General features: G+C 75.0%; 10 protein-coding genes. 6 read left to right on the top strand and 4 right to left on the bottom strand.

Going from position 1 to position 11,573, the window contains the following annotated elements:
- Nucleotides 1-114: 114 nt before the first annotated feature.
- Nucleotides 115-2,286: an efflux RND transporter permease subunit gene (locus LPA42_RS32975; RefSeq protein WP_077939139.1), complete on the bottom strand. Its 2,172-nt coding sequence runs from the start codon at nucleotides 2,284-2,286 to the stop codon at nucleotides 115-117.
- 184 nt (nucleotides 2,287-2,470) lie between these two features.
- Here LPA42_RS32975 and LPA42_RS32970 point away from each other — a divergent pair, with 184 nt between their 5' ends.
- A complete protein-coding gene (locus LPA42_RS32970) occupies nucleotides 2,471-2,986 on the top strand; it encodes a MarR family winged helix-turn-helix transcriptional regulator (protein ID WP_077939140.1) in 516 nt (171 codons plus the stop codon).
- 179 nt (nucleotides 2,987-3,165) lie between these two features.
- Here the strand turns inward: LPA42_RS32970 and LPA42_RS32965 are convergent, their stop codons facing one another.
- Nucleotides 3,166-3,369, bottom strand: a complete 204-nt coding sequence (locus LPA42_RS32965) for a cold-shock protein (RefSeq protein ID WP_043967472.1) — start codon at nucleotides 3,367-3,369, stop codon at nucleotides 3,166-3,168.
- 182 nt (nucleotides 3,370-3,551) lie between these two features.
- Here LPA42_RS32965 and LPA42_RS32960 point away from each other — a divergent pair, with 182 nt between their 5' ends.
- The gene (locus LPA42_RS32960; protein ID WP_077939141.1) at nucleotides 3,552-4,325 is read left to right on the top strand and encodes a methyltransferase; all 774 of its coding nucleotides are present in this window, start codon (nucleotides 3,552-3,554) and stop codon (nucleotides 4,323-4,325) included.
- Nucleotides 4,326-4,335: 10 nt separating this feature from the next.
- The gene (locus LPA42_RS32955) at nucleotides 4,336-4,959 is read left to right on the top strand and encodes a DedA family protein (protein WP_228987121.1); all 624 of its coding nucleotides are present in this window, start codon (nucleotides 4,336-4,338) and stop codon (nucleotides 4,957-4,959) included.
- Between the two features lie 30 nt (nucleotides 4,960-4,989).
- Here LPA42_RS32955 and LPA42_RS32950 read toward each other — a convergent pair whose 3' ends face one another.
- Nucleotides 4,990-5,643: an MBL fold metallo-hydrolase gene (locus tag LPA42_RS32950; RefSeq protein WP_077939143.1), complete on the bottom strand. Its 654-nt coding sequence runs from the start codon at nucleotides 5,641-5,643 to the stop codon at nucleotides 4,990-4,992.
- Between the two features lie 6 nt (nucleotides 5,644-5,649).
- Nucleotides 5,650-6,366 (bottom strand): maleylpyruvate isomerase family mycothiol-dependent enzyme, encoded by a 717-nt coding sequence (locus LPA42_RS32945; protein ID WP_043967480.1) that lies wholly within the window; start codon nucleotides 6,364-6,366, stop codon nucleotides 5,650-5,652.
- A gap of 178 nt (nucleotides 6,367-6,544) precedes the next feature.
- On the opposite strand from LPA42_RS32945, the gene rsgA reads away from it, so the two are divergent.
- From rsgA to LPA42_RS32930, 3 genes are all read left to right on the top strand, one after another.
- Nucleotides 6,545-7,597, top strand: coding sequence for a ribosome small subunit-dependent GTPase A (gene rsgA, locus LPA42_RS32940; RefSeq protein WP_077939144.1), 1,053 nt, complete (start codon nucleotides 6,545-6,547; stop codon nucleotides 7,595-7,597).
- A 283-nt stretch (nucleotides 7,598-7,880) separates the two neighbouring features.
- Entirely contained in the window at nucleotides 7,881-10,826 is a 2,946-nt protein-coding gene (gene uvrA / locus LPA42_RS32935) for an excinuclease ABC subunit UvrA (RefSeq protein ID WP_077939145.1), read from the top strand.
- Between the two features lie 223 nt (nucleotides 10,827-11,049).
- Nucleotides 11,050-11,520 carry a Rieske (2Fe-2S) protein gene (locus tag LPA42_RS32930; protein WP_077939146.1) on the top strand — a complete coding sequence of 157 codons (471 nt, stop codon included), beginning with the start codon at nucleotides 11,050-11,052 and terminating at the stop codon, nucleotides 11,518-11,520.
- The last annotated feature ends 53 nt before the right edge of the window (nucleotides 11,521-11,573 follow it).

The following is an 11,573-nucleotide window of genomic DNA, read 5'->3' as shown; positions in this document are numbered from 1 at the left end:
CCCCGGGGGCGCCGGGGCGAGCGGCGGGCCCCGGGGCCGCCGGCGGGGGGTGCCGCCGGGCCGGGGGCGCGGGCGGGGGCGGTGGTCCCGTCCCCGCCGCCGCCCGCGCGGTCCTCAGCTCCGGGCCGCCGCCGGCTCGGCCCCGTCGCGCCCCGCCCGCCCCGCGTCGTCGGCGTCGGGTGCGTCGGTGTCGGGTGCGTCGCCGGTGGGTGCCGGTGGGATCCGGCCGGGCCACCAGAAGCGGTCGCCGAGCAGGAACACCAGCGCCGGCACGAGGACCGTGCGCACCAGCAGCGTGTCGAGCAGCACGCCGATGCAGACGATGACCCCGATCTGGGTCAGCAGGATCAGCGGTAGCACGCCGAGGACGGCGAAGACCGCCGCGAGCAGCACCCCCGCGCTGGTGATCACGCCGCCGGTGACGCGCAGGGCCGAGAGCATGCCGTCGCGGGTGCCGGTGCGGCGGGCGTCCTCGCGGGCGCGGGTGACGAGGAAGATGTTGTAGTCGACGCCGAGGGCCACGAGGAAGACGAAGGCGAGCAGCAGGACGCCGCTGTCGAGCGCCGGGAACCCGAGGACGAGGTCGAACAGCAGCCACGCCGCGCCGAGGCTGGCGAAGAACGAGGCGACGACGGTGAGCACGAGCAGGGCCGGTGCGACCAGGCCGCGCAGCAGCAGCACGAGCACCGCGGCGACGAGCAGCAGGATGATCGGCAGGATCAGCCGCAGGTCCCTGCCGTCGGCCTCCTTGGAGTCGTACGTGGCGGCGACCGTGCCGCCGACGACGGCGCCGTCGAACCGCTCGACGCCGTCGACGGCGGGCGGGGCGGAGCCGGGAACCGCGGCGACGGCGGCGCGCAGCGCCTCGATCGCGCGGTCCGAGTCGGCGCTGCCCGGTTCGGCCTCGAGCACCACGTCGACCTGGGCGACGGCGGTGCCGGCGTCCCCGGGGCGGGCGGAGGCCACCCCGGGTACGGCGGTGGCGGCCGCCACCACGGCCGGCGCCGCCGCCGGGGTGGTCAGGACGGCGACCGGCTGCGTCGTGCCGGCGGGGAAGGCCCGGGCGAGGGTCTCCGCGCCGGCGACGGCCTCGGGCTTCACCCGGAACTGTTCGGTCTCGGACAGGCCGGTGCGGATGCCGAGCCCGCCGAGGGCGAGGCCGGCGAGCAGCAGCGTCGCGAGCGCCGCGACCGGCAGCGGGCGGCGGACGACGGCGGTGCCGAGCCGGCCCCACAGCCGGCCCTCACGCGCGGGGCCGCCGACCCGGGGCACGAACGGCCAGAACAGCCCGCGGCCGAAGAGCACCAGCGCGGCGGGGAGGACGAACAGCGCCGACAGCATGGCGAACACGATGCCGGTGGCGCAGGCCACGGCGAGGGCCCGGTTGTTCTCCTGCTCCGACAGCAGCAGGGTGAGCACGCCGAGCACGACGGTGCCGCCGCTGGCGAGGATGGGCTCGGCGGTGCGGCGCAGGGCGGCGCGCATCGCGGCGAAGCGGTCGGCCTCGCGGCGCAGTTCCTCCCGGTAGCGGGCGATGAGCAGCAGGGCGTAGTCGGTGGCGGCGCCGAAGACGAGGACGCTGGCGATGCCGGTGACCGCGCCCTCCTGGAGGTGGATGCCGAGGGCGGGGACGATCGTGTCGACGGCTCGCAGCGTGAGCTGTTCGGTGGCCCCGACGACGACGAGCGGCACGATCCACAGGAACGGGCTGCGGTAGGTGACGAGCAGCAGCAGCGCGACGACGCCCGCGGTGACGACGAGCAGCGTGACGTCCGCGCCCGCGAAGACCTGCGTCAGGTCGGCGGTGAACGCGGGGGCGCCGGTGACCTGCGCGGTGAGGCCGGTGGGCAGGCCGTCGAGGGCCGTGCGGAGGTCGGCCACCGCGTCGGCGACGGCCGTCTGGCCGTCGGCGGTGGACATCGGTACGGCGAGCAGCGCCACCGTGCCGTCGGGTGAGGTCTGCGGCGGGCTGACCCGACCGCCGACCGCGAAGCGGCCCAGCTCGCCGAGGCGGGCGGTGATCGCCGCGCGGTCCGGTTCGGTGAGGGGCGTGCCGTCGGCGCGGCTGACGACGACGATCGCGGGTTGGACGTCGCGGGAGGGCAGCTCGTCCTGGAGCCGTTCGACCTGGGTGGACTGCCACTGCACGGACAGCCCGGTGGACGAGACGGAGGCGGGGTTGTCGGGCTTCGGGAGCCCGAAGACGACCGCGCTGAGGACGATCGCGGCGGCCACGGTGAGCCAGGCGGCGAGCCGGCCGCGGGCGACGCGGGTGAACACAGACATCGGGTTCCCTCGTGGTTGTCGGGGTGGGGCGCGGGGCACCGGTGGGCGGGCTCGGCCGGCGAGTTCGAAGGACCCGATTGTCGCGCCTGCCGAGTATCTTGATAAGCGAGATTATCGACAGCTCGACTATGCTGCAACCGGCACGCACGGGGGAGGGGGAAGCGACGTCGTGGCAACGCACGGCATGTACCGGAAACGGGAAACGCGGCGCGAGCAGCTCGTCGCCGCCATCACCAACGACCTGCGGCGCTACTCGTCCGACGCCCAGCACGTCGGGCACGCCTTCGCCGGCCTGCACGGCCTCAACGGCACCGACCTGCACGCGCTCATCGCCGTCATGGACGCCGAGCTCACCGGCGCCCCGATCACCCCGGGCCGGCTGGGGGAGAAGCTCAACCTGTCCTCCGGCTCGGTGACCGCCCTGATCGACCGGCTGGAGCGCGCCGGCCACGTCCGCCGGGACCGCGACACCGGCGACCGCCGCAAGGTGTTCCTGCGCTACGCCGACCAGGGCGCCGCGCTGGCCATGGAGTTCTTCCAGCCGCTCGGCCACCGTACCGACGCCGCGATGGCCGGCTTCAGCGACGACGAGCTGGAGGTGGTGCGCCGCTTCATGACGGTCATGGTGGCCACCATGCGGGAGCACCTCGACCAGGTTCGGGCGGCCCGCCCGGAGCCGCCGCACCGCGCGCCGAGCTGACCCGCCCGCCCGGCCGACGGGCAACCGGGGCGGGTGACGCGCCCGCCGCCGGCGACGGAACTGCCTGGCAGAACAGAGAAAACGCCCGCCGCGCGGCGGAGTACGCCGGGCGCGGCGGGCGCGGGTGCGCTGCGGCGACGGCCGGGATCGTCGACCCGACCGCCGTCACCGGCACGGAGCTACATCGCGCGGACGTTGTCCGCCTGCGGGCCCTTCTGCCCCTGGGTCACCTCGAACTCGACCTTCTGGCCCTCGTTGAGTTCCCGGTAGCCGCTCGACGCGATGGCCGAGTAGTGGACGAACACGTCCGGACCTCCGCCGTCCTGCTCGATGAAGCCGAAGCCCTTTTCCGAGTTGAACCACTTGACCGTGCCGGTAGCCATGCATCTCTCCCTGTTCAAAGCGGGTGAGCACCGACCGCTGGTCGATGATCGCCCTGTACCTCCCCGAGAGTAACCGGCAAAACCCGGATCTGCTGGGCGAAGTGCCGCAGGGCTTACCCGAAAATGCCCGCGCCCCGGGCGCAGCCCTGGGAAAACCCGCCCGGCGGGGCCCCGCCTGCGGCATGCTTGCCCCGATGACAAGTCCCGCAGCCACCGCGCTGGCCGTGCTGGAGCGGGAGATCGACGTGCCCGGCGAGGGGCTGGACCGCCTGCGGCTCGTCGCCACCCCCTTCGTGCCCGAGGTGCGGCTGCACCTCGCCGAGGACGCCATCGTCTGGTGGGCCCGGATGGAGGCCGCCGCCGGCCACGCCCTGCCGCCGCCGTACTGGGCCTCGGCCTGGGCCGGCGGCCAGGCCCTGGCCCGGCACCTGCTCGACCACCCCGAGCTGGCCGCCGGCCGCCGGGTGCTCGACCTGGCCGCCGGCTCGGGGCTCGTCGCGATCGCCGCCGCGCTGGCCGGCGCGGCCCGGGTCGTGGCCAACGACATCGACCCGTACGCCGTGGCGGCGGTCACCGTCAACGCCCGCGCCAACCGGGTCGCCGTCGCCGCGATGGGCGAGGACCTGCTCGACTCCGACGCGCCGGACGCGGACCTGCTCGTCGCCGGGGACGTCTTCTACGACCGGGAGATGGCGGGCCGGATGCTGCCGTTCCTGCGTCGCGCCGTGGCCCGGGGCGCGCGGGTGCTGGTGGGCGACCCCGGCCGGGGGCACCTGCCCCGCGACCTGCTGGACCCGGTGGCCACCTACCGGGTGCCCACCACCGAGCCGGCCGTCGACTCCCCGGTGCGCCGGGTGGAGGTGCTGCGGCCCCGGGCCGGCGGGGCCGACCCCGAGGCGGGATCAGGGTCGGCTAGGGGATCAAACCCGATGCCGGACGTGGCGGACCGGCCGTAGCGTACGGACCATGGCGGACTGGACACACCAGGTCGGGGAGCTGCCCACCATCCTGTTGGTGGGGGTGCTCGGGGTGGTGATGCTCTTCGACGCCGTACCGCTGGTGGGGGTGCTGGTCCCCGGCGACGTCGCGGTCCTCGCCGCGGTCGGCGTCGGGCGGCCGGCCACCGCCGCGAGCACCGTCGCCGCCGTGGTCGCCGGCTGCGTGGCCGGCTGGTCGCTGAGCTTCCTCGTCGGCCGCCGCTACGGCGACCGGCTGCGGCACAGCCGCGTCGGCGGCTGGATCGGGGAGTCCCGCTGGGCGGCGGCCGAGTCCGTCCTGCGCCGGGGCGGCGGCCGGATGGTGCTGGTCGCGCCCTTCCTGCCGGTGTTCAACGCGCTGCTGCCGCTGGCCGCCGGCGGCCTGCGGATGTCGTACCGCAGGTTCCTGGCCTGCGCGAGCGTCGGGGCCGCGCTCTGGGCCGGCCTCTACGTGGCCCTCGGCACGCTGTCCCGCTCGCTGGCCGGGCTGCTGCCGGTGGACGTTCCGCCGCTGCTGGTCACCATGGCGGTGGGTCTGCTGCTGGCCGGCGTGGTGCTGCTCGTCACGCGCCGCGGGCTGCGCGGCGCCGTCCCCGCCGCCCCGGCGGCCTGAGCCCCGGGCGGGCGACGGCGCCGCCGCCGGTCACCAGCCGCGGGCCCGCCACTGCGGCAGCGACGGGCGCTCCGCGCCGAGGGTGCTGTCCCGGCCGTGCCCCGGGTAGAACCAGGTCTCGTCGGGCAGCCGGTCGAACAGCCGGTGCTCGACGTCGTCGACGAGCTGACCGAACCGCTGCGGGTCCCGGTCGGTGTTGCCGACCCCGCCGGGGAAGAGGCTGTCGCCGGTGAACAGGTGCGGCACGCCCGCCGGGTCGCGGTAGAGCAGGGCGATCGAGCCCGGCGTGTGCCCCCGCAGGTGGATCACCTCCAGCTCGCGGTCGCCGACGGCCACCGTGTCGCCGTCGGTCAGCGGCTGCGCCGGGATCGGCAGGCCCGCGGCGTCGTCGGCGTGCACCAGCGCCCGCGCGCCGGTCTTGGCGACGACCTCCTCCAGCGCGACCCAGTGGTCCATGTGCTGGTGGGTGGTGACCACGGTGGCCAGGCCGGCGTCGCCGACCAGCTCCAGCAGCCGGGGCGCCTCGTTGGCCGCGTCGATCAGCAGCTGCTCGCCGGTGTCGTGGCACCGCAGCAGGTAGGCGTTGTTGTCCATCGGCCCCACCGACACCTTGGTGATGGTGAGCCCGTCGAGCTCGCGTACGGCCGGCGCGCCGCCGGGGCTGACGTCTCCGCTGTAGGTCATGCGTCCTTACATCCATTCCGGTGGGGTCGGCAGGGGACCGTCGGGGGTGACGGCGAGCGTGTCGGCGCCGCCGCGGCCGGTCAGCCAGGCGGCGAGCCCGTGGGCGGGGCCGGTGACGGTGGGCGCGCCGTCGGGATCGCCGACGACCACCTCGTGGCTGCTGCCGTCGAAGCGCAGCACCAGCGCCGGGGCGTCGTCCCGGCCGGCGAGGCCGGCGGTGACCTCGTGCAGCAGCCGCTGGGCGAACGCCTCCGGCCAGTCGGCCGGCGTGTAGCCGGCGGCCAGGTCGACGTGGTGCACCTCGACCTCCCGCAGCCGCCCCCAGACCAGCATGGCCGCCGGCCACGGGCCGCGCCGGGTCTCCACGGTCGCCGCCCACGCCTGCACGGGCATCGCGGCGACCGCCTCGGCGAACCGCTCGGCCGAGCGGCGCAGGTCGTCCAGGAGCGCGGCGGGCGTCCGGGCCGCCCCGGTGGCGATGTCGGCGGCGCGGGCCGCGGTGCTGGCGTACATCGGGATCCGCTCGCCGGTGCGGGCGGAGGTGAGCAGGTTGACGAACCCGTCGGCGTTGCGGGCCAGGTGGGTCAGCACGTGCGCCCGGGTCCAGCCGGGCAGCAGCGAGGGCGCGGCGACGTCCGCGTCGTCGAGGGCCGCGGCGGTGCGCAGCAGCCGGGCCGTGGCGTCGTCGAGGTCACCGGTCAGCAGCAGCGGGTCCGCGGTCACGCACCGAACCCTAGCCGCCCGCGGCCCCGGCGTCGCCGTGGAAATCGCTTTCGGCGCGTCGGCGCGGCCCCTACCGTCGGCGGTGCAACGCGACACCGGGACTCGGAGGAGGTGGTGCCCATGCCGGTCGAAGCACGCGTGTCGCCCCACCGTATCCACCGACCCTGAAGAGGTTGCCATGTCCATCGATCTGACCGCCCTCGGCTGGGACGCCGAACGGGCGGCCCACGCCCGTACCCGCGCCGGCCGGACCCCGGGCCGGGTGGCCCGCGTCGACCGGGGCGTGTGCACCGTGCTCGGCGCGGACGGGCCGGTCCGCGCCACCCTCGGCGCGGCGGTGCTCGCCGACGCGGCCCGCGACCTGACCCGGCTGCCCTGCGCCGGCGACTGGGTGCTGCTGCACGCCTGGCCCGACGGGCCGGTCACCGTCGAGTCCGTGCTGCCCCGGCGCACGGCGCTGGTGCGCCGCACCGCCGGCAAGGACGCCAGCGGGCAGGTGCTCGCCGCCAACCTCGACGCGGCGGCCGTCGTCGAGCCGGTGCACCCCGAGCCGGACGTCGCCCGCATCGAGCGGCTGCTGTCCCTGGCGCACGAGTCCGGAGCCACGCCGCTGGTGGTGCTCACCAAGGCCGACCTCGCCGCCGACCCGGCGGCGATCGCCCGGCAGCTCGCCGGCGTCGCGCCCGGGGTGCCGGTGCTGCCGGTCAGCGCCGAGCGCGGCGACGGCCTCGACGCGCTGCGCCCGCACGTCGCCCCGGGCCGCACCCTGGCCCTGCTCGGCCCGTCCGGGGCCGGCAAGTCGAGCCTGGTCAACGCGCTGGCCGGGGCGGTGGTGATGCCGACCCAGGCGATCCGCCGGGTCGACGGCAAGGGCCGGCACACCACCACCTGGCGGGCGCTGGTGCCGGTGCCGGGCGGCGGCGCGGTGCTGGACACCCCGGGGGTACGCGCGGTCGGCCTGCTCGACGGCGCGGCGGGCCTGGACCGGGCCTTCGCCGACATCGCCGCGCTGGCCACGGGCTGCCGGTACGGCGACTGCGCGCACGACGCCGAGCCGGGCTGCGCCGTCCGCGACGCCCTCGCCGCCGGGGAGCTGACCGTCCGGCGGTACGACAGCTGGCGCCGGTTGCAGCGGGAGATCGCCTTCGAGAGCCGGCGTCGGGAGACCCGGCTGGCCGCCGAGCGCCGGGGCGGCTGGCGCGGCGGGCGGCGACGGACGGCCCGGCCGTGACTGTCGGTGTTGCCGGGGTAGCGGGGAGCTGACCGCGGCGGCGGCCGGCCGCCGGGGCGCCGGTGCCGGGGCGAGGGCAGCGGGCCGGGGCCGTGACGGGTCCCGGCGCGACCGGGTTGAGCTGGGGGAATGTGCGGGCGCGGAAAGTTGTCGTACCTCGGGGCTAGAGTTGCCGAGGCGCTTCTTCTGCGCCCGCACGACCGTTCGGGGCCGTCCCGGAAGCCTCCCGGCCGCCCCGAGCGCCCAGATCCTCCTCGCCTTCTTCACCGGGAGTACACGGACAGTGGCCGACCGACTGATCATCCGTGGCGCGCGCGAGCACAACCTGCGTGACGTCAGTCTCGACCTGCCCCGGGACGCCCTGATCGTCTTCACCGGGCTCTCCGGGTCCGGCAAGTCGAGCCTGGCCTTCGACACCATCTTCGCCGAGGGGCAGCGCCGCTACGTCGAGTCGCTGTCGTCGTACGCCCGGCAGTTCCTCGGCCAGATGGACAAGCCGGACGTCGACTTCATCGAGGGCCTCAGCCCCGCCGTCTCCATCGACCAGAAGTCCACCTCGCGCAACCCGCGCTCGACCGTCGGCACGATCACCGAGGTCTACGACTACCTGCGGCTGCTCTACGCCCGCGTCGGCGAGCCGCACTGCCCGGTCTGCGGCGAGCGGATCTCCCGGCAGAGCCCGCAGCAGATCGTCGACCGGGTTCTCGCGATGGCGGAGGGCACCCGGTTCATGGTGCTCGCCCCGGTGGTGCGCGGCCGCAAGGGCGAGTACGTCGACCTGTTCGCCGAGCTGCAGGGCAAGGGCTACGCGCGGGCCCGGGTCGACGGCGTGGTGCACCCGCTGACCGAGCCGCCGAAGCTCAAGAAGCAGGAGAAGCACACCATCGAGGTGGTGATCGACCGGCTCACCGTCAAGCCCAGCGCCAAGCAGCGGCTGACCGACTCGGTCGAGGCGGCGCTCGGCCTCTCCGGCGGCCTGGTCCTGCTCGACTTCGTCGACCTCGCCGAGGACGACCCCGACCGGGAGCGCCGCTACTCCGAGCACCTGGCCTGCCCCAACGACCACCCCCTCGCGATCGAGGACCTGGAGCCCCGGGTCTTCTCGTTCAACGCGCCCTACGGGGCGTGCCCCGAGTGCACCGGCCTGGGCACCAAGAAGGAGGTCGACCCGGAGCTGATCGTCCCCGACCCGGAGCGCACCCTGCGCGAGGGCGCGATCCAGCCCTGGTCGTCCGGGCACAACCTGGAATACTTCCTGCGCCTGCTGGAGGCACTGGGCGAGGCCGAGCACTTCGACGTCGACACCCCGTGGCGGGCCCTGCCGGCGCGAGCGCAGAAGACGATCCTGCACGGCTCCGGCGACCAGGTGCACGTGCGCTACCGCAACAAGTTCGGCCGCGAGCGCTCCTACTACACCGGCTTCGAGGGCGTGGTGCAGTGGATCGAGCGCCGGCACACCGACACCGAGAGCGAGTGGTCGCGGGAGAAGTACGAGGGCTACATGCGCGACGTGCCCTGCGCGGCCTGCGGCGGCGCGCGGCTCAAGCCCGAGGTCCTCGCGGTCACCCTGGCCGGCAAGAGCATCGCCGAGGTGTGCAACCTGTCGGTGGGCGAGTGCGCCGAGCTGCTGGCCGGCATCGAGCTGACCGACCGGCAGAAGATGATCGCCGAGCGGGTGCTCAAGGAGATCAACGCCCGGCTGCGGTTCCTGCTCGACGTCGGGCTGGACTACCTCTCCCTGGACCGCCCGGCCGGCACGCTGTCCGGCGGCGAGGCGCAGCGCATCCGGCTGGCCACCCAGATCGGCTCCGGCCTGGTCGGCGTGCTCTACGTGCTCGACGAGCCGTCCATCGGCCTGCACCAGCGCGACAACCACCGGCTCATCGAGACGCTGGTGCGGCTGCGCGGGCTGGGCAACACCCTGATCGTCGTCGAGCACGACGAGGACACCATCCGCACCGCCGACTGGATCGTCGACATCGGGCCGGGCGCGGGCGAGCACGGCGGGCGCATCGTGCACTCCGGGTCGGTGCCGGACCTGCTGGCCAACCCGGAGTCGGTGACCGGGGCGTACCTGTCGGGCCGGCGGGAGATCCCGACGCCGACGGGCCGCCGGCCGCAGACCCCGGGCCGGGAGCTGGTGGTGCACGGCGCGCGGGAGCACAACCTGCGCAACCTGACCGTGTCGTTCCCGCTGGGCCAGCTCATCGCGGTCACCGGGGTCAGCGGCTCGGGCAAGTCGACGCTGGTCAACGACATCCTGCACGCGGTGCTGGCCAACCAGATCAACGGGGCGCGGCACGTGCCGGGCCGGCACACCCGGGTCAGCGGCCTGGAGCACGTGGACAAGGTCGTCGGCGTCGACCAGTCGCCGATCGGCCGCACGCCCCGGTCCAACCCGGCGACGTACACGGGGGTCTGGGACCACGTCCGCAAGCTGTTCGCCGAGACCACCGAGGCCAAGGTCCGGGGGTACGGTCCGGGCCGGTTCTCGTTCAACGTCAAGGGTGGCCGGTGCGAGGCGTGTTCCGGCGACGGCACGATCAAGATCGAGATGAACTTCCTGCCCGACGTGTACGTCCCGTGCGAGGTGTGCAAGGGGGCCCGGTACAACAGGGAGACCCTGGAGGTGCACTACAAGGGCAAGACCGTCTCCGACGTGCTGGAGATGCCGATCGAGGAGGCGGCGGAGTTCTTCTCCGCGATCCCGGCCATCCACCGGCACCTCAAGACGCTGGTCGACGTCGGCCTGGGGTACGTCCGGCTGGGCCAGCCCGCGCCGACGCTCTCCGGCGGCGAGGCGCAGCGGGTCAAGCTCGCCTCCGAGCTGCAGAAGCGTTCCACCGGCCGCACGGTCTACGTGCTGGACGAGCCGACCACCGGCCTGCACTTCGAGGACATCCGCAAGTTGCTGATGGTGCTGGAGGGGCTGGTCGACAAGGGCAACACGGTGATCACCATCGAGCACAACCTCGACGTGATCAAGACGGCCGACTGGCTGATCGACATGGGTCCCGAGGGCGGCCACCGGGGCGGCACGGTGCTGGCCACCGGCACCCCCGAGGAGGTCGCCGAGGTGCCCGAGAGCCACACCGGCCGGTTCCTGCGCCCGGTGCTCGGGCTCGACGGGGAGGCCCGGGGCGCGAAGGCGGCCACCGGGCGGGCCGCGAAGGCCAACGGCGCCCCGGCCCGCCCCCGGGCCCGCAAGGTCGCGGCGGCGGCCCGCTGAGGCTGCCGCGCACGCCGACAAGGGGCGTCCCGGTTCGTCCGGGGCGCCCCTTCGCGTCGCCGCCGCCCTGCTCGTGCGCCGAGCCCGCCCCGGCCGGCCCGTGGGCCCGCCGCCAAAACGATCACTGTGGTCGATTTGTTGAACCTTCAGGCACAGTGATCCGTGGACCCCAACGAGGCCCGGGCACCCCTTCCGGACCGGGCAGTCGACAGAGAGGCCAGACATGAGTGACGAGCAGGTGCAGACCGGGCCGGCCACGCAGACGCGGCGCGCACTCCTCGCCGGTGCCGGCGCGCTGGGCGCGGCGGTCGTCCTGTCGGCGTGCGGCGGCGACGACTCCGACGACTCCGCCGGCGGCGACCCCGCCCCGAGCGGCGACGCGGCGGCGACCGGCGGCGCCGGCGACTCCGGCGCGCTGGCCAGCACCGCCGACGTCCCGGTCGGCGGCGGCCTGATCCTGGCCGCGAAGGGCGTGGTGATCACCCAGCCCGAGGCCGGCACGTTCAAGGGCTTCGACCCGATCTGCACCCACCAGGGCTGCCCGGTGTCGAACGTCGACGGCGGCACCATCAACTGCACCTGCCACATGAGCAAGTTCTCCATCACCGACGGCTCGGTGAAGTCGGGCCCGGCGACGACGCCCCTCGCGGCCAAGGAGCTCAAGGTCGACGGCGACCAGATCACCCTCGCCTGAACCGGCGGCGGCCGGCCCGGGTCACCCCGGACCGGCCGCCGCCGTCGTCGCCC

Source organism: Micromonospora sp. DH13, assembly GCF_020873825.1.
GTDB lineage: Bacteria > Actinomycetota > Actinomycetes > Mycobacteriales > Micromonosporaceae > Micromonospora > Micromonospora haikouensis.
Note: the sequence above shows the minus strand (reverse complement) of the source record. Positions and strands in the feature narration are given on the sequence as shown.